At 75.9% G+C, this 20,451-nt stretch carries 19 protein-coding genes; 12 read left to right on the top strand and 7 right to left on the bottom strand.

From position 1 onward, the window contains the following. The first annotated feature begins 32 nt into the window (after positions 1 to 32). From G8D98_RS05625 to G8D98_RS15600, 3 genes are read left to right on the top strand one after another with little or no spacing between them, the layout of a single operon-like run. Complete coding sequence (locus G8D98_RS05625; RefSeq protein ID WP_166100157.1) at positions 33 to 1,010, top strand: AAA family ATPase; 978 nt, start codon at positions 33 to 35, stop codon at positions 1,008 to 1,010. A gap of 13 nt (positions 1,011 to 1,023) precedes the next feature. After that, positions 1,024 to 2,223, top strand: coding sequence for a DUF58 domain-containing protein (locus tag G8D98_RS05620; RefSeq protein ID WP_166100154.1), 1,200 nt, complete (start codon positions 1,024 to 1,026; stop codon positions 2,221 to 2,223). A gap of 20 nt (positions 2,224 to 2,243) precedes the next feature. Then, positions 2,244 to 4,535 (top strand): transglutaminase domain-containing protein, encoded by a 2,292-nt coding sequence (locus G8D98_RS15600; protein ID WP_166100151.1) that lies wholly within the window; start codon positions 2,244 to 2,246, stop codon positions 4,533 to 4,535. Here the strand turns inward: G8D98_RS15600 and G8D98_RS05610 are convergent. Further along, positions 4,524 to 4,958, bottom strand: coding sequence for a hypothetical protein (locus tag G8D98_RS05610; RefSeq protein WP_166100149.1), 435 nt, complete (start codon positions 4,956 to 4,958; stop codon positions 4,524 to 4,526). The genes G8D98_RS15600 and G8D98_RS05610 overlap by 12 nt on opposite strands. Positions 4,959 to 5,065: 107 nt before the next feature. Between G8D98_RS05610 and G8D98_RS05605 the strand changes: the two genes are divergently transcribed. The 9 genes from G8D98_RS05605 to htpX are packed head-to-tail and all read left to right on the top strand — an operon-like array spanning position 5,066 to position 13,723. Continuing rightward, complete coding sequence (locus G8D98_RS05605) at positions 5,066 to 5,587, top strand: NADH-quinone oxidoreductase subunit C (protein ID WP_229661812.1); 522 nt, start codon at positions 5,066 to 5,068, stop codon at positions 5,585 to 5,587. Continuing rightward, positions 5,584 to 6,540, top strand: a complete 957-nt coding sequence (locus G8D98_RS05600; RefSeq protein ID WP_166100147.1) for a complex I subunit 1/NuoH family protein — start codon at positions 5,584 to 5,586, stop codon at positions 6,538 to 6,540. The genes G8D98_RS05605 and G8D98_RS05600 overlap by 4 nt, the downstream gene beginning before the upstream one ends. Continuing rightward, positions 6,537 to 7,154 (top strand): NuoI/complex I 23 kDa subunit family protein, encoded by a 618-nt coding sequence (locus G8D98_RS05595; protein WP_229661811.1) that lies wholly within the window; start codon positions 6,537 to 6,539, stop codon positions 7,152 to 7,154. Before G8D98_RS05600 ends, G8D98_RS05595 begins: the two co-directional genes overlap by 4 nt. Continuing rightward, positions 7,151 to 7,669 (top strand): NADH-quinone oxidoreductase subunit J family protein, encoded by a 519-nt coding sequence (locus G8D98_RS05590; protein WP_166100141.1) that lies wholly within the window; start codon positions 7,151 to 7,153, stop codon positions 7,667 to 7,669. Before G8D98_RS05595 ends, G8D98_RS05590 begins: the two co-directional genes overlap by 4 nt. Beyond that, positions 7,666 to 7,980, top strand: a complete 315-nt coding sequence (gene nuoK, locus G8D98_RS05585; protein WP_166100139.1) for an NADH-quinone oxidoreductase subunit NuoK — start codon at positions 7,666 to 7,668, stop codon at positions 7,978 to 7,980. The genes G8D98_RS05590 and nuoK overlap by 4 nt, the downstream gene beginning before the upstream one ends. After that, positions 7,977 to 9,854 (top strand): NADH-quinone oxidoreductase subunit 5 family protein, encoded by a 1,878-nt coding sequence (locus G8D98_RS05580; RefSeq protein ID WP_166100135.1) that lies wholly within the window; start codon positions 7,977 to 7,979, stop codon positions 9,852 to 9,854. Before nuoK ends, G8D98_RS05580 begins: the two co-directional genes overlap by 4 nt. Further along, positions 9,845 to 11,326 carry a complex I subunit 4 family protein gene (locus G8D98_RS05575; RefSeq protein ID WP_166100133.1) on the top strand — a complete coding sequence of 494 codons (1,482 nt, stop codon included), beginning with the start codon at positions 9,845 to 9,847 and terminating at the stop codon, positions 11,324 to 11,326. The genes G8D98_RS05580 and G8D98_RS05575 overlap by 10 nt, the downstream gene beginning before the upstream one ends. Continuing rightward, entirely contained in the window at positions 11,323 to 12,783 is a 1,461-nt protein-coding gene (locus G8D98_RS05570) for a proton-conducting transporter transmembrane domain-containing protein (protein ID WP_229661810.1), read from the top strand. Before G8D98_RS05575 ends, G8D98_RS05570 begins: the two co-directional genes overlap by 4 nt. Positions 12,784 to 12,841: 58 nt before the next feature. Further along, a complete protein-coding gene (gene htpX, locus G8D98_RS05565) occupies positions 12,842 to 13,723 on the top strand; it encodes a zinc metalloprotease HtpX (protein WP_166100131.1) in 882 nt (293 codons plus the stop codon). A gap of 21 nt (positions 13,724 to 13,744) precedes the next feature. Here htpX and G8D98_RS05560 read toward each other — a convergent pair whose 3' ends face one another. The 6 genes from G8D98_RS05560 to G8D98_RS05535 form a co-directional block, all read right to left on the bottom strand. Then, the gene (locus G8D98_RS05560) at positions 13,745 to 14,533 is read right to left on the bottom strand and encodes a glucosamine-6-phosphate deaminase (protein ID WP_166100128.1); all 789 of its coding nucleotides are present in this window, start codon (positions 14,531 to 14,533) and stop codon (positions 13,745 to 13,747) included. A 96-nt stretch (positions 14,534 to 14,629) separates the two neighbouring features. Then, a complete protein-coding gene (locus G8D98_RS05555; RefSeq protein ID WP_166100125.1) occupies positions 14,630 to 16,021 on the bottom strand; it encodes a glycoside hydrolase family 3 protein in 1,392 nt (463 codons plus the stop codon). Further along, entirely contained in the window at positions 16,018 to 16,857 is an 840-nt protein-coding gene (locus G8D98_RS05550; RefSeq protein ID WP_166100122.1) for a carbohydrate ABC transporter permease, read from the bottom strand. The genes G8D98_RS05555 and G8D98_RS05550 overlap by 4 nt, the downstream gene beginning before the upstream one ends. Further along, positions 16,857 to 17,837 carry a carbohydrate ABC transporter permease gene (locus G8D98_RS05545; protein ID WP_166100120.1) on the bottom strand — a complete coding sequence of 327 codons (981 nt, stop codon included), beginning with the start codon at positions 17,835 to 17,837 and terminating at the stop codon, positions 16,857 to 16,859. The genes G8D98_RS05550 and G8D98_RS05545 overlap by 1 nt, the downstream gene beginning before the upstream one ends. A gap of 81 nt (positions 17,838 to 17,918) precedes the next feature. After that, complete coding sequence (locus G8D98_RS05540) at positions 17,919 to 19,268, bottom strand: extracellular solute-binding protein (RefSeq protein ID WP_166100117.1); 1,350 nt, start codon at positions 19,266 to 19,268, stop codon at positions 17,919 to 17,921. Positions 19,269 to 19,298: 30 nt separating this feature from the next. Next, the gene (locus G8D98_RS05535) at positions 19,299 to 20,435 is read right to left on the bottom strand and encodes an ROK family protein (RefSeq protein ID WP_166100114.1); all 1,137 of its coding nucleotides are present in this window, start codon (positions 20,433 to 20,435) and stop codon (positions 19,299 to 19,301) included. Positions 20,436 to 20,451: the final 16 nt, after the last annotated feature.

Raw genomic sequence — 20,451 nt, 5'->3', positions numbered from 1 at the left:
GGACACGACCCGACGACCCCGACGAGGACACGATGACGACGCACACCCTCGCGCACGCCGACGAGATCGCCTGGTTCGGTGAGACGTTCACGACGATCGTCGACGCCGTCGGGGAGGCGCTCGTCGGCAAGGACCGCGTCGTCCGGCTCGCGGTGACCGCCCTCGCGGCCGGTGGGCACCTCCTCGTCGAGGACGTCCCGGGCACGGGCAAGACGAGCCTGGCCCGCTCGCTCGCCGGCGCGGTGCGCGGGAGCCACCAGCGCATCCAGTTCACCCCGGACCTGCTCCCCTCGGACGTCACCGGCGCCTCGATCTACGACCCGCACCAGCAGCGCTTCGAGTTCCGGCCGGGGCCGGTGTTCGCCAACATCGTCCTCGCCGACGAGATCAACCGGGCCTCGCCCAAGACCCAGTCCGCGCTCCTGGAGGTCATGGAGGAGGGCCGGGTCACCGTCGACGGGGTGACCCACGGCGTCCCGGAGCCGTTCATGGTCATCGCCACCCAGAACCCCATCGAGCAGGCCGGGACCTACCGCCTTCCCGAGGCCCAGCTGGACCGGTTCCTCATGAAGACGGCGATCGGCTACCCCGACGCCGCGGCGACCATCGGGGTGCTCTCCGGGCTGGCCGAGCGCGACCGCGCCGCGGCGGTGCGCCCGGTCATCGGCACCGACCAGGTCCTGCGCCTGCGCGAGGTGGCCCGGTCCGTCCACGTCTCCCGGCCCCTGCTGGAGTTCGCCCAGACCCTGGCCGAGCGCTCCCGCGAGCACCGCCACCTCCGCCTCGGGCTCTCGGTGCGCGGCCTGCTCGGCTACGTCCACGCCGCGAAGGCCTGGGCCGCCGGGCACGGGCGCAACTACGTCGTCCCGGACGACCTCAAGGAGCTCGCCGTCCCCGTCATGCAGCACCGGATGCTCCTCGACGCCGACGCCCAGTTCGACGGCGTCACCGTCCCCGACGTCGTCGACGAGCTCTTCGACGCCGTCCCGCTGCCCGCCGCCGACCACTGAGGAGCCCGCCGCCGTGTCCCCGCTGCGCGCGCTCACCCGCTCCCTGCGGGAGCGCTCCGTCGTCACCGGCACCGGCTGGGGCGCCGCGCTCGTGGGCGCGCTGGCGGCGACGGTCGGCTGGGTGCTCGCGTGGGACGAGGCGCGCATCGTCGGGCTCGGCCTGCTCGTCCTCCTCGGGCTCGCCGTCCTCCAGGCCCTCGGGGGCTCGCGGGTCGACCTCGAGCTCGGGGTGCACCCGGTACGCGTCCGGCCCGGGACGAGTGCCGACGGCTCGCTGCGGGCGACCAACGCCCGCAGCCGGCGGGTCGCCCCCGCGGAGCTCGAGGTCCCCGTCGGGGAACGGGTCGAGGCCTTCCGGCTGCCCTCGCTCGGCCCGGGTGGTCGGGTCGACCACGCCTTCACGATCCCGACGACGCGCCGGGGGGTCATCGTCGTCGGACCGGTGACCACCGTTCTCGGCGACCCCTTCGGGCTCGCCCGCCGGACCCTGAACGCCTCGCGGACGCTCGAGCTGTTCGTGCACCCCCGCGTCCTCGCGCTGCCCTCCCTGGACGCCGGGCTCGTCCGGGACCTCGAGGGCCGCCCCACGCCGGACCCGTCCGTCTCCGACCTCGACTTCCACACCCTGCGCGGCTACCTGCCGGGCGACGACCGGCGGCACGTCCACTGGCGTTCCTCGGCCCGGGTCTCGGCCGCGGCCGGGTCGACGGCGCTGATGATGAAGACCTACACCGACACCCGGCGCAGCCACCTGGCGGTGCTGCTCGACGCACGCCCGGGCTCCTACCCCGACGAGGACGCGTTCGAGACCGCCGTGACCGCCGCCGCCTCGGTCGCGGTGCGTGCGCTCCGGGACGAGATGGACGTCACCGTCGTCGCCGGCGAGCACGCCGTCGACCGGGCCGGCGTCGCCCGCACCCTCGACGGGTTCGCCCGGGTCGAGCCCTACGAGGCCGACCTGCCGGGGCTCGCGGCCCGGGTCGCCGGGCTGGCCCCCGGGACGAGCATCGCCGTGGTGGTCACCGGGGCGGAGACTCCGGTCCTCGAGATCCAGCGGGTGGCGAGCCACCTCGGGGGGCACGTGCGCCTCCACGTCCTGCGGGTCGCGCCGGGGCAGCGGAGCACGACCTCGGCGGTCCTCGGGATGTCCTTCCTCACGATGGGGGCGCTCGAGGACCTCCCGCGGCTCGTGCGCGTCGTGGGGGACCTGTGACCCCGCCCCGCGCACCCCGCGTGCCGACCCCGACCCCGGGGCCTGGCGCCCTCGTCGACGCCCTCGCGGTCCTCGTCCTCACCGCGACGGCGCTCGGCGCGTTCTGGGGGACCTTCGAGGGCCTCGCCTGGGTGCTGGGCGCCGGCGTGGCCCTCGTGGCCGGCGTGCTCCTGGCGCTGGCCCTGGACCGTCTGCGGCTGCCGTGGTGGGCGCTCCCGCCCGCCCTCGTCACGGTCACTGCACTCCTGGCGCCGGCGCTCACCCAGCGCGGCACCGATGCCGGCCCCTGGCCCACCCCCGCGGCCTGGGCCGCCCTGGCCGACACCGCGACCGACGGGTGGCGCCGGCTCCTCACGACGCTGCCCCCGGTCGACGGCAGCGGCCCGCTCAGCCTGCTGCCCTTCCTCCTCGCGCTCGCGGGAGCGAGCACCGGGATGCTCCTCGCCCTGCGCGGAGCGGGTGCCTACCGGCCGCTGCTCGGGCCGGCCGTCGTGGCGGTGCTCGCCGCCGCCCTCGGGGTGAGCGACCCGGGCGGCATCGCCGCGCGGGGTGCGCTGCTCCTCGGTGGCGGCGTCGTCTGGGGGACGCTGCGCGCCCGCCGGCGCGTCGTCCTGCACACCGGTCCGTCGAGGGAGCGGCTGGCCACCGCCACGCTCCTGCTCGCCCTGACGGGCATGGTCGTCCTCGGTGCCTTCCCCTGGGTCGGTGCGGGGGAGCGGGAGGTGCTGCGCGAGCACGTGCAGGTGCCGTTCTCGGTGACCGACCGGCCGAGCCCCCTCGCCGCGTTCCGCGCCTTCCGCCCGGCGGTCGGCGACCTCGCCGACCGCGAGCTGTTCACCGTCGCGGGCCTGCCGGAGGGGACGCTCGTGCGGCTCTCGACGCTCGACACCTACTCCGGGACGGTGTGGGCTGCCGGTGGCTCGTCCGCGACGTCGGACGGGGTCCCCGGCGGCTTCCTGCGGGTCGGTGCCCGGATCCCGCGCGCCGGCAGCGGCCCGACGACGCAGGTGCGGGTCACGGTGGCCGCCGGGTGGGCCGACCGCCCCGAGCTGGGCATCTGGGTGCCGACCCTCGGTGACGAGACCCGGGTGGCCTTCGCGGGAGCGGGCGCCCAGGACCGCGACGACGCCCTCCGGTACAACCTCGACACGGGCGCCGCCGTGCTGCCCGGTGGCCTGGAGGCCGGGGAGAGCTACCTCCTCACCGAGCAGCTCGGGGCGAGCGACACCCGCGCCCCGGCCACGCCGCAGGTCGACCCGGACCTCCTGCAGCCGGTCGCGCGCCTCGTCGCGGCGAGTGCCGGCGGGGGTGGCGACCCGATGGCCAGGGTGCGCGCGGTCGCCACCCGGCTGCGCACGACCGGGGCCTACAGCGACGGAGGCGCCGGCGAGGAGGCGATCCTGCCGGGACACTCCCTGGGTCGGCTCGTCGCCTTCGTGGGTGACCGCCAGCCGGCGGGCGACGACGAGCAGTACGCCGCCACGCTCGCGCTCTCGGCCGTCTACCTCGGCCTGCCGGCGCGGGTCGTGCTCGGCGCGGTCCCCGGCGCCGACGGGGTGGTCCGCGGGTCGGACGTGCGCGCCTGGGTCGAGGTCCACGACGGCAGCCGCTGGCAGCTCCTCGCCCCGGAGGAGTTCGTCCCGCCGCGCGACCGGGAGCCCTCGCCGCGCAGCGTGCTCGAGCAGGACCGCACCCGGGCGGCCGCCGTCCCGCCACCGAGCGCCCAGCGCCCGCCGAGCAGCGAGGACGGCTTCACCCTCGACGAGACCGCCAGCGGGCGGGCTCGCAGCGTCGCCCCCGAGGTGCCCCGGTCCTGGCCGCTGTGGGTCTCGGTGTCCCTCGGCGTCGCCGCCGTCCCCGCTCTCGGGCTGCCCCTGTGGACCGCCGTCGTCGTGCTGCTCAAGGCCCTGCGCCGGAGCGTGCGTGCCCGGCGTGGCTCACCCGCGGCTCGGGCGGCGGCGGCGTGGCGGGACGTCGTGGGCACCCTCCACGACGCGGGGTACCCCGTCTCGACGCACGACACGCGGCGCGAGGTCGCCCGGGCCGTGGGCGGCGCGGCCCTGCTCGACACCGCCCGTGCGGTCGACGTCGCCCTCTACGGGCCGGCGGGGGCGAGCGACCCGGCGGCCGAGCGCGCGTGGGAGCTGGCCGCCCGGGTACGCCGCGAGCTCCTCGAGGGTCGCGGCTGGCGGGAGCGGTGGCGGCGCGCCGTCAGCCTGCGTTCGCTCACCCCCGAGCCCGTCCTGGTCCCGGTACGGACGCCGTCGGGCATCCACGCCGGGCGGATGGTGCCGGTGGCCTCAGCGCGCTGACCGCCACCGGAACCATCGCCGGCGCGGCGGGTCGGTGATCGGCGTGGCCCGCTGCGGGGCGAGGTCGACCGCACCCTCGGCGGGCGCGTACACGGCGTGCCGCTCCTCCCTGCGCCGGGTCTGCGCCGGACGGCGCTCGGCCCGGTGACGCCCGGCCCGGCCGGGGTCGGCGGGCGGGGCCGGGGTGGCCGGGGCCGGCCGGTCCGAGGGCACCGCCCAGGGGGCGATGCGCTCCTCGAGAGCCGGCTCGGTGCGGCGCAGGGCGGCACGAGGCCGCTCCGGGGCGTCCCGGACCGGGCGGACCGCCCGAGGCAGCACCGGCCCGGCACCCGCGAGGCGCTCGGCCGGCTGCGGCGGGGTCCAGCCGGCACGCAGCCGCGAGCGCGGCACGGTGCGCGCCTCGAGCTCCTCCGACGTGGTCACCCCGTCATCGTAGGCCGGCCGGGGCAGCCCCCGCGGGGCTTCGGGACGGTCCACACCGCCGTGGTCCGGGCGGCCCGGGAGGCGTCCTGCTCGCTAGGCTGCCGGGCGTGGCGGACGAGACGAGGACGGTCGAGCCGGGTGCCTGGCGCGCCGCGGTGGCCACCGCCCGCGACGAGGGCTATGCCTTCCTCGACTGGCTCAGTGCCGTCGACCGCACCTACGAGGATCCGGGCCCGGGCTTCGACGTCGTGTGCCACCTCTACGACGTGACGAGCCCGGGGGCGCTGCGCGGGCTGCTGCTCGTCACCCGGGTCGCCGACGGGGAGGCCCTGGAGTCGGTCACCGAGGTCTTCGCCGGCGCCGCGTGGCACGAACGGGAGACCCACGAGATGTTCGGCATCGAGTTCGCCGGCTTCGAGGACGGCACCGGGCTCGGCCTGCGACCCCTCCTGCTGCCCGACGGCTTCGAGGGCACCCCGCTGCGCAAGTCCTTCCAGCTGGCCGCCCGGGCGAGCAAGCCGTGGCCCGGTGGGAAGGAGCCGGGGGAGGGGCACGAGTCCGCGCGCTCCCCGAGCCGCCGCCGCGTCCAGGCCGCCGGGGTGCCGCCGCCGGAGTGGGGCCCGCGATGACCCTGCTCGAGGTGGTCGCCCGGGCCGTCGCGGCACTCGCGGCCTTCCTCGTGCTGCCGCTGGTCGTCGGCCAGGCCGAGCACAAGGTCATGGCGCACATGCAGGGCCGGCTCGGGCCCATGTACGCCGGTGGCTTCCACGGCTGGGCGCAGCTGGTCGCCGACGGGGTGAAGTTCGTCCAGAAGGAGGACCTCGTGCCGGCGGCGGCCGACCGTTGGGTCTTCCGGCTGGCGCCGGCCGTCGCCCTCGTGCCCTACCTCGTCGCGCTCGCGGCCCTCCCCGTCCACCCGGGCGTCGCAGCGCTGGAGGTCCCCGGGTCGGTCCTGCTCGTCCTCGCCGCGACGTCCGTCGGCGCGCTCGGCACCCTCATGGCGGGGTGGTCCAGCGGGAACAAGTACTCGCTCATCGGCGGGCTGCGGGCCGCCGCCCAGCTGGTCTCCTACGAGCTGCCGCTCGTGCTCGCGGTGGCCTCGGTGGCGCTCGCCGGGGGCTCGCTCTCGCTGGCCACCCTCGCCGAGCGGTGGAGCCCCTGGTGGCTGCTGTGGCAGCTGCCCGGGGCGCTCGTCTTCCTCCTCGCGGGGGTCGCCGAGCTGCAGCGCCCACCCTTCGACATGCCCGTGGCCGACGCCGAGCTCGTCATGGGCGCCTGGACCGAGTACACGGGGCTGCGCTTCGCGTTCTTCCTGCTCGCCGAGTACGCCGGGATCGTCGTCGTGTCCCTGCTCTTCGCCGTCCTCTGGCTCGGGGGCTGGCACGGCCCGCTCCCCGACGCGCTCGGCTGGTTGTGGACGCTCGGCAAGGGTCTGCTCGTCGCGCTCGCGGTGATCTGGGTGCGGGTGTCGTGGCCCCGGCTGCGCGAGGACCAGCTGCAACGGCTGGCCTGGCTGTGGCTGCTGCCGCTCGCGCTGGCCCAGGTCGTGCTCACCGCGGCCGGGGTGGTGGCCGGGTGGTGAGCGCCAGGGACCGACGCGGCCGCGGTGGCCTGCCGGGCGTGCTCAAGGGGCTGGCCGCCACCGCGCGCACCGCGGTGCGCCCGAGCCACACCGCGGAGTACCCCGACGTCGCACCGACGCTGCCCCCGCGCAGCCGCGGGGTGATCGCCCTGCTCGAGGAGAACTGCACCTCGTGCATGCTCTGCGCCCGGGAGTGCCCCGACTGGTGCATCTACATCGACTCGCACAAGGAGACCCTCCCCGCGGCCACCCCGGGCGGACGGGAACGCCAGCGCAACGTCCTCGACCGCTTCGCCATCGACTTCTCGCTGTGCATGTACTGCGGCATCTGCGTCGAGGTCTGCCCCTTCGACGCCCTCTTCTGGAGCCCCCAGTTCGAGTACGCCGAGACCGACATCCGCGACCTGCTGCACGAGAAGGACCGGCTCGGGGGATGGATGGCCACCGTGCCGCCGCCGCCCGCGCTCGACGAGCGCGCGGCCGAGCCCGGCGAGGTGGCGGCGGCCAACCGCCCGGCCCGCGGCACCGGGCTCGTCGGGGGCGGAGGCACCCGGCCGCCACGGACCGTACGACCGAGGGTCGTGCGCGACCCGCCACCGCAGGAGCCGTCGTGACCGCCCTGGACACCGCCTTCGCGGCGAGCGCGGTGCTCGCGGTCCTCGGCGGCCTGCTCGCGGTCGTCACCCGGCACGTGGTCCACGCCGCGCTGTGGCTCGTCGTGGCGCTGCTCGGGGTCGCCGGGGCCCTCCTCGTCCTCGGCGCCGAGCTCGTCGCCCTCGTCCTCGTCCTCGTCTACGTCGGCGCGGTCGTCGTGCTCGTCCTGTTCGCGCTCATGCTCACCCGCGCACCGGCCGGCCCGGACCTCGCGCACGCCGTGGGACCGTGGCGGGCGGTCGGCGCCGGTCTGCTCGGGCTCGCGAGCGCGGGTCTGCTCGCCAGCGTGCTCGTGCCGCTCGCGGACGGGTCCGTCGACCGGGCGCAGGTCACGACGACGCAGGTCGCCGGCGAGCTCTTCGGGACGTGGGTGTGGCCCTTCGAGCTGCTCTCCCTGCTCCTCCTCGCGGCGCTCGTCGGCGCCCTCGCGGTGGCCCGCGGCCACCGGTCCCGAGACCCGAAGGCCGTGCCGTGATCCACCTGCTCGGGCCGTACCTGCTCGCCGCCGTGCTCGTCGGTCTCGGCGTCGCCGGGGTCGCCGTGCGCCGGAACGCGGTCCTGCTGCTCGTCGGGGTCGAGCTCGTGCTCAGCGGCGGGCTCGTCCTCCTCGTGACGACCCAGGCCGCCGGCGCCGACCGGTGGGCGGCCGGCAGCGTCCTGCCCCTGTTCGTCGTCACGGTCGCCGCCGCCGAGGTCGTCGTCGCGCTCGCCGTCGTCCTCGCCGCATTCCGGGCACGGGGCAGCATCGACCTCGACGCCCCGGCCACCGCGCAGGACGCGCCGTGAGCCCCTGGCTGCTCGTCGCGGTGCCCGCCCTCGCCTCGCTCGTCGGGGTGGTGGTCCGGCGCGAGGACCGGTGGGCCGGTGCGGTGGCCGTGCTCGCCGGCGGTCTGACCCTGCTGCTCGCCGGCATCGCCTGGGTGCTCGAGCCGGGCAGCACCGCCGGGCACGTGCTCGACCTGCCGGTCGGCGGGCTCGATCTGCCCCTCGCCACGGCCACCGACCCCGCCCGGCTCGCGGTCGCCACCGTCGTCGCGCTCGTCGCCCTGGCCGTGCAGGCCTACTCGACGTGGTACCTCGGGGCCGACGACCGCTACGGACAGTTCGCGGCGACCGTCTCGCTCTTCACCGCCGCGATGCTGCTCGTCGTCGTGTCCGCCGACCTCGTCCTGACGCTCGTCGGCTGGGAGGTCATGGGCTGGTGCTCCTACCTGCTCATCGGGCACTGGTCCCGGCGCCCGGAGGCCCGCCGCGCCGCCCTCAAGGCCTTCCTCGTGACCCGGGTGGCCGACATCGGCTTCGTCCTCGGGGTCGTCGGCTTCGTCGCCGGCGCGGGGACGAGCGGGCTGTCCGGGGTGGTCGGGGCCTGGCGGGAGCCGACCGGCTGCCTGCAGGAGCAGCTCGCCGCCGGTGCCCCCCTGCCGGAGGCGCTCGGGGCGTGCGACGCCCCCGACGGCCGCGCGCGGACCGTCCTGCTCGTCCTCCTCGTCGTCGGGGTCCTCGGCAAGTCGGCGCAGGTCCCGTTCCAGGACTGGCTGCCGGACGCCATGGAGGGCCCGACGCCCGCGAGCGCGCTCATCCACGCGGCGACGATGGTCGCGGCCGGCACCGTCGTGCTCGCGGGCCTGCACCCGCTGCTCGCCGACAGCCCGACGGCCCGCTGGGTGCTCGGCGTCGCGGTGTCGGTCTCGATGCTGCTCGCGGCCGTGCTCGCCTTCGCCCAGAGCGACCTGAAGCGGATGCTCGCCTGGTCGACGGTCAGCCAGGTGGGCGTCATGCTCTCGGCGGTCGCCGCCGCGCCACCCGCTGACGGCCCCGACGCCGGCCTGCTGCACCTGTGGTCGCACGCCCTGTTCAAGTCGCTGCTCTTCCTCGCGCTGGGCTGGGCGGCGGTCGCGGCGGGGGGCACCGCCGCGGTCCGGATGCGCGGGAGCGCGAGCGCCACGCCGGTCCTGCGGGCGGCGCTCCTCGTGGGGTTCCTCTCGCTCGCCGGGGTGCCGCTCGTCGTCGGCGGGGTCTCCAAGGAGCACGTGCTCGCAGCGGCCTACGACGGTGCGGTCGCCGGCGACGGGCCGGGGGTGCTCGTGCTCGTCGCCCTCGTGCTCACCTCGGCGGCCACCGCCGCGTACGCCACCCGCGGCTACCTCCTCCTCACGGCCCACCGGCGCGACCGGCCGCGGGCCGGCACGGTCACCCCGGCCGCGCCCGCCGTGCTGTGGGCGCTCACCGGGGCGTCCGTCCTCGGCGGGCTCGTCGTGCTCACCGGGTCCTTCGCCCTGCACCAGGTGTCCCTGCTGTGGCTCGTCCTCACCGTCCTCGTCGTCGGGGTCGGGGTCGCGCTCGCGCTCGTCGGCGGCCTGGACCGCGACCCCGCCGAGGTCCTCGCGCGCCGCCTCGTCCCGTACGCCGACCGCGGCCTCGGCGTCGACGGTCTCTACCGGCGCGTCGTCGCCCGACCGGTCCTCCGCCTGGCCCGGGTCGTCGCCTACGTCGACACCGAGGTCGTCGACGGCTACGTGCGCGGGACGGCGCTCGCCACCCGCGCGGCCGGCTGGCTGGGCTCCCGGTTGCACCGGGGGGAGCGGTCGAGCACCGCGGTGGGGCTCGTCGTCGGTGGTGCACTGCTCCTCGGCGCCGTGGGGGTGCTGGGATGGTCGTGAGCCTGCTGCTCGCCCTCCCCGCGGCGGCCGGGCTGTGGCTCGTCACCGCCGGGCGCGCCACGCCGCCCCGGCTGGCGCGCCCGCTGGCCGCGGCGAGCGCCCTCGGCACCGCGGTGCTCGCGGTCCTTGTGCTCGTCACCGGCTCGCAGGTCGACCGTGCCTGGCTGCCCGAGCTCGGGCTGCGCTGGTCCTTCGCCGCCGACGGCATCTCGGCCCCGCTGCTGCTGCTCACCGCCGGCATCGGGCTTGTCGTCACGGCGCACGCGTGGGTCGAGCTGCCGCCGGGGGGCAGCCCCGCGGGCTACCTCGGCTGCCTCCTGCTCGTCGAGACGGGGGCGCTCGCGACGTTCACCGCCCGGGACGCGGTGCTCTTCCTCGTCGCCTTCGAGGTCGTGCTCGTCCCCATGTGGGTGCTCGTCGGCCGCTACGGCGACCGACGCGACCCGCGCGCCCGCGCCGACGCCGCCGGGCGGTTCGTCCTGTACACGGCGGCGGGCTCGAGCACGCTGCTCGTCGGCATCCTCCTGCTCGTGGTCTCCACCGGCACCGCGGACCTGCGCGAGCTCGCCGACGGTGCCGGCGCGGCCCTCGGCCCCGGCCGGCAGCTCGCCGTCGCACTCCTGCTCGTCCTCGGGCTCGCCGTCAAGGTGCCGGTCCTGCCCCTGCACACGTGGCTGCCGCCGGCCCACACGACGGCGCCGACCGCGGGGTCGGTGCTCCTCGCGGCCGTGCTGCTGAAGATGGGGACCTACGGCCTGGTCCGGCTGCCGCTCGCCACCGTGCCGGACGGGTTCGGCCGCCTGGCGCCGGTGCTCGCCGTCGCCGGGGCGGTCGGTGTCGTCTGGGGCGGGCTCGTGTGCCTCGTCGAGCGCGACCTGAAGCGGCTCGTGGCGTACTCGTCGGTCGCGCACATGGGGTTCGTCGTCCTCGCGCTCGCGAGCGGGTCCGAGACCGGGGTGCAGGCGGCGCTGCTCGCCAACGTCGCCCACGGTCTGGTCGCCGCGCTGTTGTTCGTCCTCGTCGGTGGGCTCAAGCAGCGGTGGGGAAGCGTCGACCTCGCGGTCCGCCGGCCCGCCCTGCGGGAGACCTCGCCGCGGCTCGGGCTGGCTCTCGTCGTCGGCCTCGCGGCGAGCCTCGGGCTGCCCGGCCTGGCGACGTTCTGGGGAGAGCTGCTCGCGCTCTACTCGGCGTGGGCGCCCGCGGGTGACCGCCCGCGCGGAGTGTTCGTCGCCGCCGCGGTCCTCGCCGCCGTCGGCGCGGCGCTCGCGGCCGCGTACGCCCTGCGGGTCGCCGGCCTGGTCTGGGCGGGAGACCGCCCGGCCGCGGACGCCGGCACGGGGACCGACGCGGTCGGCGTCGAGCGGTGGGTCCTCGTGACGCTCGCGGGCGCCGTCGTCGTCCTCGGCGTCGCCCCGATGCTCGTGCTCTCGTCCACTGCCGACGCCGTGGCCGGTCTCGGAGGCCTGCGGTGAGCACGGTCGTGTCGGTGGACCTGCTCGTCCTCGCCCCGGCGCTGGCGCCGGTGCTCGGGGTGGTGCTCCTCCTCGTGGGCGACGCCCTGGCCCCCGGGCGGGCCGGTGGGCGCTGGGCGCTGCCGGTCGCCGCCTGCGTGCTCGTCGGTGGGGCCGTGGCGGCGGTCCGTGCCGCCCTCGTCGCGGCGGAGGACCCGGCGCGGACGCTGTGCCTGCCGGCGCCGGGTGACGCCTGCCTGTGGAGCGCCGGGCCACGTGCCTCGGCACTGCAGGCGGGAGTCCTCCTCGCGGCGGCCGCGGCGCTCGCCCTCGTCCACGAGGCAGCGGCGCTGCGGCGGGACACCGCCGTCACCGCGACCCTGCTGCTCGCCGCGACCACCGGCGGCGTCGCCGTGGCGGCGGCCCGCGACCTCGGCGGCTGGCTCGTGGCGCTCGAGCTGGCCACGGTGCCCGTGGTCGCCCTCGTCGCGCTGCGTGGCACGCGCCCGGCCACCCACGGCGCCCTCGGCCTGCTCGTCACCTCGCTCGCGTCCTTCGCCCTGCTCGTCCTGGGGGCGGGCCTCTGGCTCACCGCGACCGGGGAGCCGACCTTCTCCTCCGCCGCGGCCGCGGGCGCCTGGGAGGACCCGCAGCGCCGGGCGGTCCTCGCCCTGGCGGTGGCGCTGCTCGTCGCGGGGCTCGGGTTCAAGCTCTCCCTCGTCCCCTTCCACGCGTGGACCCCGCAGGTCTACCCCCGGGCCGACCTCGGCACGACGGCGTTCCTCGCCGGCGCCTCCAAGCTCTCGGCCACCGCCGCGCTCCTCGTGCTCGTCTCGGCGCTCGCCGGCGTCGTCGACGGCCCGGGCCCGGCCCTCGTCCTCGGGCTACCGGCCGCTCTCTCCCTCCTGCTCGGCACCGTCCTCGCCCTGCGTCAGGAGGACCCGGCTCGGCTGCTCGCCTGGTCCACGGTGGCCCAGGCCGGGTGGGTGCTGCTGCCCCTGACCGCCCTGAGCGAGGACGGCCTGCGCGCCGCCGCCGCGTACGTGCTCACCTACGCCACCGCGACCCTCGTCGCCTTCGCGGCCGTCTCCCGGGCCGGCGCCCGCTCCCTGGAGCAGACCCGGGGGCTGCTGCGCCGCGACCCGCTCGCCGGTGGCGCGCTGGCCCTGGCCCTGCTCGTCCTCGCCGGCCTGCCACCGGGCGTGGTGGGTCTCGTCGTGAAGATCCTCGCCGTCTCCGCGCCGGTTGCGGCGGGCGTCTGGCCGATGGTCGCCGTCGCCGTCGTCGCGGTCGTCCTCGGGATCGCCGTCTACCTGCGCTGGCTCGTGGTCCTTCCCGGTCCCCGGCGGGAGGGCGACGCCCGCGCCGGCGGGGAACCGCCACGAGGGTGGGCGAGCGCGACCGTCCTCGTGGTCGGGACCGCGCTGCTCGCCGTGGCGAGCGTCCTGCCCCACCTGCTGCTCACGGCCGTCGGCTGAGGCCGCGCGGGCCCCGGCCCCGCGGAACTGTATCGGCGCCCGGAAGCGTTGACCGGACATGCACAACCACTTCAACGGCCTGAAGACCGCCGGGCTCCTCGGCGGCCTGTGGGCCATCCTGCTCGTCATCGGGTGGTTCCTCGCCCAGGGCACCGGCAGCAGTGGCTTCATCCTGCTGTTCGCGCTCATCGGCCTCGCGACGACCGCCTACGGGTACTGGAACTCCGACAAGCTCGCCATCCGGGCGATGCACGCCTACCCGGTCACCGAGGCGCAGGCGCCGCAGATGTACCGGATCGTCCGCGAGCTCTCCACCCGCGCGAGCCAGCCGATGCCCCGGCTGTACGTCTCCCCGACCCAGGCGCCCAACGCCTTCGCGACCGGGCGCAACCCCGAGCACGCCGCCGTGTGCTGCACCGAGGGCATCCTCGGGCTGCTCGACGAGCGCGAGCTGCGTGGCGTCCTCGGGCACGAGCTCATGCACGTGTACAACCGCGACATCCTCACCGGGTCGGTCGCCGCGGCGATCGCCGGCGTGATCTCCTCGATCGGCCAGTTCCTCACCTTCACCGCACTCTTCGGTGGCGACGACGAGGACCGCAACCCGCTCGCCGGGCTGGCCCTGGCCCTCCTCGCGCCGATCGCCGCCGTCGTCGTCCAGATGGCGATCTCGCGGACGCGCGAGTACGACGCCGACGAGGACGGCGCCCGCCTCACCGGCGACCCGCTGGCGCTCGCGGGCGCGCTGCGCAAGCTCGAGCTCGGGGTGGCCCGGGCCCCACTGGCCCCGAGCCGGCAGCTGGTCAACGCGAGCCACATGATGATCGCCAACCCGTTCCGGGCCCAGGACGTCTCGCGGCTGATGTCGACCCACCCGCCGATGGCCGAGCGGATCGCCCGGCTCGAGCAGATGGCCTACGGGCACCGCATCGAGCCCTGAGCCACGGCGCCGGCCGCCGGCTCAGCCCTCGGGGAGCCCCGCGGCGGAGTCGTCGTAGTACTGCCGGTTGCGCAGCCCGGCCGCGGCGGCCTCGTCGAGGCAGACGACGGTGTCGGCGTGCCACTGCAGCACCGAGGCCGGCACCGACGCGGTGAGCGGCCCCTCGATCGCGGCCGCGACGGCGTCGGCCTTGCCGTCGCCGGTGGCGACGAGGACCAGCCGGCGGGCCTCGAGGATGGTGCCGAGGCCCTGGGTCAGGCAGTGCGTCGGCACGTCGTCGAGGCCGGTGAAGAAGCGCGCGTTGTCCCGCCGGGTGCGTGCCGAGAGCCGCTTGACCCGGGTGCGCGAGGTCAGGGCGGACCCGGGCTCGTTGAAGCCGAGATGGCCGTTGGCGCCGATGCCGAGGACCTGGACGTCGACCCCGCCGAGCTCGGCGATGCGCGCCTCGTAGGCAGCCGCGGCCGCCTCGAGCGCGGCGGAGCCAGCGGCCGAGCCGTCGGGCACCTCCAGCCGCTCGGGGGCGAGCCCGATGACGCCGCACACCTCGCGCAGCAGTACCTGCCGGTACCCCTCGGGGTGGCCGGGCGGCAGCCCGACGTACTCGTCGAGGGCGACGCCGTGGGTCGTGCCGAAGTCGGCCCGCCCGGCGTCGACGGCGCGGCCGAGGGCGCGGTAGAGCCCCAGCGGCGAGGAGCCGGTCGCGAGCCCGAGGACGGGGTCGCCGGAGTGCGTGCGGGCGAGGCCGGAGAGCACCGCCTCGGCGGCACGCTCGGCGGTGCGGTCCGGGTCGGGGCTGACGAGGATCTCCATCGCGGTCAGCCTAGGTGCTCAGGCCGCGGGCGGGTCGAGCGGTCCGCCGGTGCCGGAACGTCGGTCGAGCCGGCCGCACCGGCACCACCGCGGACGTCACCGGCGCCCCCCACCGAGCACGTGCAGCAGGGCGGCGGCGACCGCGGGGGAGGACCCCCAGGTCTCGACATCGGCCCCGCCCCGGGGCCACCCGCACTCGACGAGGACCACGTCGTGGCCGCGCGCGGCCAGCCGGCGCCGGACCTCGTGGGCGGGGTGCCCCGGCCCGATGGACCGCCCGACGACGGCGACGCGCGCGCCCGGCGGCACGGCCTCCTCGGCAACGGTCTCGCCGAGGGCCTGCGGGCCCCAGGCGACGCCACCGACGGCCAGGTTGCTCGCACTCGGGACCTGGACGAGCGCGAGCGGCGCGGGGCCGCAGGCGAACCGGCGGGCACGCTCGGTGAGCGTGAAGGCGCGGGCGGCCTCGGCGAGGGGGACCGGCGGCTCCACCGGCCCCGGCGCGGGGCGCAGGGTGCGGTCGGCGAGGACCCGCACGCGGGCCGCGGCCTCGGCCACCCGGGTGCGGGGCAGGCGCCCGGTCTCGACGGCCTCCCGCAGCGCCCGGCGCACGTCGGCGAGGCGCTGCGCTCCGGTGGCGGGTCCGAGGCAGAGCAGGTCCACGCCCGCCGCCAGGGCGCGGACAGCGGCCTCGGGGATGCCGGTCCGCGCGCTCGCCCCTGCCATGTCCAGGGCGTCGCTGACGATGGTGCCCTCGAACCCGAGCCCGTCGCGCAGCAGCGCGAGGACGGCGGGCGAGAACGTCGCCGGGTGCGTCGGGTCCAGCGCCGGCAGGAGGATGTGCGAGGTCATCACGGCGGCGACGCCGGCGTCCACCGCGGCGCGGAAGGGACGCAGCTCGCGGGCCTGCAGCAGCTCGGCCGGGGCGTCCACCCGCGGCAGGTCGTGGTGGGAGTCGGCGACCGTGTCGCCGTGGCCCGGGAAGTGCTTGGCGCACGCGGCGACCCCGGTGCCCTGGAGGCCGGTCACCCACGCGGCGGTGTGCCGTGCCACGGCCTCGGGGTCGGCTCCGAACGAGCGCACGCCGATGACGGGGTTCTCCGGCGAGGAGTTGACGTCGACGACCGGTGCGAGGTCCAGGCCGACGCCCAGGGCCGCGAGCTCGCTCCCGATGCCCCGAGCGGCGGCCCGGGTCACCGCCGGGTCGTCGAGCCGGCCGAGCACGGCGTTGCCGACCGAGGGCGCCCCGTCCGGGTAGTGCAGCCGGGTCACGTCACCGCCCTCCTCGTCGGCCGCGACGAGGACGCCGGGCGTCGCCTCCACCAGCGCCGCACAGACCTCCGCCACCCCGCCGTCGGGGCCGGCGTTGTCCCCGTAGAGGCACACCGAGAGCAGGCCCTGCTCCCGGGCCTGGAGCAGCCACGGCGGGACGTGCGTCCCGGAGAAGCCCGGTTGGAGGACCGCGGTCAGGTCCGTGTCGAGGGTCATCCCTTGACCGCTCCGCCGACGAGGCCGCTGCTCATCCGTCCCTGGACCACGAGGAAGAAGACGATGACCGGGACCGCGACGAGGGTCGAGGCGGCCATGACCTGGCCCCAGTCGGTCTCGCGGCTCGCGCTGGCCTGGACGAAGCCGCGCAGCCACAGCGGGAGGGTGCGCGACTGCTCGTCGGTCATGACGACGAGCGCGACGGTGAACTCGTTCCACGCCTGGAGGAAGGCGTAGACCCCGGAGGCGACCAGGCCGGGGGCCAGCAGCGGGAAGGTGATCCGCAGGAACGCCTGGGTGCGTGAGAGCCCGTCGACCATCGCGGCCTCCTCGAGCTCGGCGGGCACGCCGGCGACGAAGCCGCGCAGCATCCAGATCGTGAACGGCACGACCGCTGCGGTGTAGAGCACGGCGAGGGCGAGCGAGCGGTTGAGCAGCCCGAGCGAGGACATCATCTTGTACTGGGCGATGAACAGCCCCTCGGCGGGCAGCATCTGGATGAGCAGGAGTGCGAGGACGAACGCGGAGCGGCCGCGGAACCGGAAGCGGCTCACGGCCAGGGCACCGAGGAAGGCGACGACGAGTGCCGCGCCCACCGTCGTCAGCGTGACGACGAGCGAGACCGACAGCGCGCGGACGAAGGCCGGGTCGGACACGACGGCGGCGAAGTTGTCCAGGGAACCACCGAAGGGCAGGAACGTCGGTGTCGTGGACTGGAGCACGACGTTGGGCAGGAGCGCCGAGTCGAGCATCCAGTAGACGGGGAAGGCCCACACCGCGGCGACGGCCAGGCCGAGCAGGGCGAGCAGGGCGCGCGAGAGGGGGGAGCGGCGCATCAGGACTCCTGGGCCATGAGGGAGCGGACGTAGTACCAGCTGAGGGCGACCGTGATCAGGAGGATGAGCACGCTCACGGCACTCGCGGTGCCGAAGTCGCCCTTGCCGGTGCCGAGCTGGTAGACGTACGTGCCGAGCAGGTTGGTCTCGTTCGCGACCGACCCCGCGTCCTGGAGCAGCTTGATCTGGGTGAAGACCCGCAGGTCCCAGATGAGCTGGAGCAGCATGACGATCGAGAGGACGGGCGCGACGAGCGGGGCGTAGATGTAGCGCAGGCGCTGCACCCCGCTCGCGCCGTCGAGCATCGCCGCCTCGATGACCTCCTGGCCGACCTGGGTCAGCCCGGCGTAGATGCTCAGGGCGACGAACGGCACGCTCATCCAGACCACGACCACGGAGGCCACGACGAAGAAGGAGAGCGGCTCCGCGAGCCAGTTGTGACCGGCGGCGGAGTCGACCCCGAGGTGAACCAGGGCCCAGTTGAGCAGCCCGCGGCGCCAGTCGACGATCCAGATCCACACCGTCATCGCCGCGACGATCGGCATCGCCCAGGCGAGGAGCAGCGCCACCTGCAGGGCGAGCCGGGTCCACCGGTCGAGGGCGTTCATCAGCACCGCAACGGCCCCTCCGACCGCGACGGTGACGAGCGCGGTGACGACGCAGAAGAGCACCGAGCGCACGACGACGCCCCACAGCGTGGGGTCGCTCACGAGGGCGGCGTAGTTGTCCAGGCCGACCCACTGCGGTGGTGCGCCGAACTGCTGGGCCAGGCCGAAGCGCCGCAGGCTCGTCACGAGCTGCCAGCCGACGGGGTAGCCGAGCGCGGCGAGCAGGAGGAGGACGGTGGGCAGGACGAGCAGGTAGGGCAGCCGGCGGGACGCCCCGGACCCGGGTCGGCGCGGTGCAGCGGAGCGGGTCGGAGCGGGCACCGGGCCGCTGGCGGAGCCCGGGGGGTCGTGGTCGAGAGTCCGCGACGGCATGGCGTGGTCCTCGGGGCAGGCGGATCGGGGTCGGGCGGTCCCCGGCGCCGGCGCGTCTCGCGCCGGCGCCGGGGGAGCGGGTCAGCCGTTGAGCATCGGGGTGATCTTCTCGTCGTACTGCTGGGCGAGCCCGGCGAGGTCGTCGGTGTCCCGGATCTTCCCGAAGAACTCCTCGAGCACCTGCGAGGACTCCACGGCCGCCCAGCCCGGAGCGGCGGGCGTCAGCTTCGAGTTCGACGCGGAGTCGATGAGGGCCTGGGCGAACTCGTCGTCGCCGAGGGAGTCGACGTAGTCGGAGTTGGCCGGGCCGAGGCCGGCGCCACCGAGCATCTTCTGGTACTCCGGCGAGAAGACGATCCGCAGGAGCTCCTCGGACAGCTCGGGGTTCTGCGTCTTGGCCGAGATGGCGATGTTCGAGCCGCCGGCGAAGACCGGGGCCGGCTCACCGTCGGTGCCCGGCAGCGCGAACACCCCGAAGGTGTCGTCGTTCCACTCGCGCACCTGCTTGCCGTCCTTCTTGACCAGGTCGCCGATCGACCAGTGCGCCCACCCGGGGGCCATGATCGTCGCGGCCGCGAGCGAGGTCTTGCTGGTCTGCTTGCCCTCCTCGTCGAGGATGGTGTCGCTGTCGTTGATGTACAGCCACGGCGACTGGTCCTTGGCGTCGGCCGGCGCCTTGCTCGCCTCGCGCTGGATCGTCTGCAGCTGCGTCAGGCCCTCGAGCGAGGCGGGGTCGGAGAGGGTGGAGACCCACTGCCCGTCCTCCTTGGTGGCCAGGTCACCGCCGTTGGCGAAGATCCAGGAGATGCCGTTGCGCCAGTCCTGGCCGCCGATGAAGAACCCGGAGAAGTTCTTGATGTCCTCGGGGTTGTCCTCGGCGATCGTCGCGACCGCGCTGTTGAACTCCTCGAGCGTCGTCGGTACCTCGACGCCCGCCTTCTTCCAGATGTCCTTGCGGTAGAACATGTAGCGCGACCCGAAGTAGTACGGCAGCGCGTACTTCGTGTCGTCGACCGACCCCGCCTCGACGAAGCTCTGGAGCAGCTTGTCGCCGCCGAGCTCGTCGTACATGTCGGAGATGTCCATGAAGGCGCCGACGTTGGTGAAGGTCGGGCTCTGGGTGTTGCCGAGCTCGACGACGTCGGGCGTGTTCGCCGCGTCCGGCAGGGCCGTCGTCAGCTTGGTCACGAGGTCCCCCCAGGCCTGCTCCTCGATCTTCAGGGTCGCGCCGGTCTCGCTGGCGAAGGTGTCCTGCAGGTAGGTGCGCAGCTCGTCGGGGGTGTCGCCGCCGGCCAGCCAGAGGGTGACCGTCTCCCCGGCGTTGTCCGCGGTGCTCGTCGCGGCCGGCTCGTCGCTCCCCCCTCCGCTCGAGCAGGCCGACAGGGCGAGGGCGGCACTCGTCAGGACGACGAGGGGAAGGCGCCGGTTCATCTCGGGTTCCTTTCGTGGGAGGTATGGGGGTCAGACGACCCCGAGGCGGTCCCAGAGGACCGAGGCCGCTGCGCCACGCAGGACGATGTCCTCCGGGGACGTGGCGAGGCGGACGGACAGGGGGGTGTCGAGGCTCGGCAGCAGCCGCTCGGCGAGGCTGCGGGCGACGACGGGGGCGACCGGCTCCAGGAGCGCGGCCGGTCCGGCGAGGACGACCTCGGACAGGTCGAGCGCGGCGACGAGGGGCGCGAGCGCGACGGCGAGCCGGTGGCCGCCCACCGCGACGACGCCCTCGGGGTCGGCCGGGTCGCTCCCGGCCTCGACGGCGGCCCGCAGGCGCGGGGCCGACAGCCAGGTCTCGAGGCATCCCTGCCGGCCACACGAGCAGGTCTGGCCACCGTCGGTCCCGACGGTGACGTGCCCGATCTCACCGGCGGCGTGGTGGGCGCCCCGGACGAGCCGGCCGTCGCTGACGACGCCGCAGCCGACGCCACGACCGACCTGGACGAGCACCATGTCGAGGCTCTCGGGCGAGGCGCTCAGCTCGGCCTGGGTCGCGGCGTCGGAGTCGTTGAGGACGACGACGGGCACCCCCGTCGCGTCGGCCACGAGGTCGCGCAGGGCGACGTCGCGCCACCCGAGGTTCGGCGCGGTGCGCACCCGGCCGTCCGGGTCGACGAGCCCGGGGGTGCCGATGCCGATGCCGAGCACCGGGTGCGGCGCGGACGCCAGGACCGAGCGGACGAGGTCGACGACCACCTGCGGGTCGAGCCCGCGGCCGGCGACGCCCTCGGCGGCGGTGTCGCGCTCCTCCCGGGCGAGGACCTCGCCGGTGACGTCAACGACCGCGGCCTGCGGGCGGGCGGGGACCGACAGGTCCACGGCGAGGGTGAGCAGCCCGCTGCGGTCGAGGTCGACGAGGGTGGCGGGCTTGCCCGGTCCGACCTGCTCGGCGGTCCCGGCATCGCGCACCCTGCCGTCGGCGATGAGCTCGGCGACGAGGTCGGACATCGTCACCTTGGTCACGCCGACCTCGCGGGCCAGCTGGGCGCGCGAGGTCGGCCCGAGCCGCCGCAGCGTCTGCAGGACGAGGCTGAGGTTGGCCCTGCGCCCGTCGGCCGGCAGGACCGCCGTGGGGCTGCCGGCACGGCGAGGACGAGGGCTCATGACAAGTTAGTAAAGT

The sequence above is a fragment of the Phycicoccus endophyticus genome, from assembly GCF_011326735.1.
Lineage (GTDB): Bacteria > Actinomycetota > Actinomycetes > Actinomycetales > Dermatophilaceae > Phycicoccus > Phycicoccus endophyticus.
The sequence above is the reverse complement of the archived record's forward strand: the minus strand, read 5'-3'. Positions and strand labels throughout refer to the sequence as shown.

Bases quoted from the DNA above. Each gene is read 5' to 3' on its own strand.
- G8D98_RS05625 (WP_166100157.1), top strand. From the start codon at position 33: ATGACGACGCACACCCTCGCGCACGCCGACGAGATCGCCTGGTTCGGT.
- G8D98_RS05600 (WP_166100147.1), top strand. From the start codon at position 5,584: ATGACCCTGCTCGAGGTGGTCGCCCGGGCCGTCGCGGCACTCGCGGCC.
- G8D98_RS05575 (WP_166100133.1), top strand. From the start codon at position 9,845: ATGGTCGTGAGCCTGCTGCTCGCCCTCCCCGCGGCGGCCGGGCTGTGG.
- htpX (WP_166100131.1), top strand. From the start codon at position 12,842: ATGCACAACCACTTCAACGGCCTGAAGACCGCCGGGCTCCTCGGCGGC.
- G8D98_RS05560 (WP_166100128.1), bottom strand. From the start codon at position 14,533: ATGGAGATCCTCGTCAGCCCCGACCCGGACCGCACCGCCGAGCGTGCC.
- G8D98_RS05555 (WP_166100125.1), bottom strand. From the start codon at position 16,021: ATGACCCTCGACACGGACCTGACCGCGGTCCTCCAACCGGGCTTCTCC.
- G8D98_RS05550 (WP_166100122.1), bottom strand. From the start codon at position 16,857: ATGCGCCGCTCCCCCCTCTCGCGCGCCCTGCTCGCCCTGCTCGGCCTG.
- G8D98_RS05545 (WP_166100120.1), bottom strand. From the start codon at position 17,837: ATGCCGTCGCGGACTCTCGACCACGACCCCCCGGGCTCCGCCAGCGGC.
- G8D98_RS05540 (WP_166100117.1), bottom strand. From the start codon at position 19,268: ATGAACCGGCGCCTTCCCCTCGTCGTCCTGACGAGTGCCGCCCTCGCC.
- G8D98_RS05535 (WP_166100114.1), bottom strand. From the start codon at position 20,435: ATGAGCCCTCGTCCTCGCCGTGCCGGCAGCCCCACGGCGGTCCTGCCG.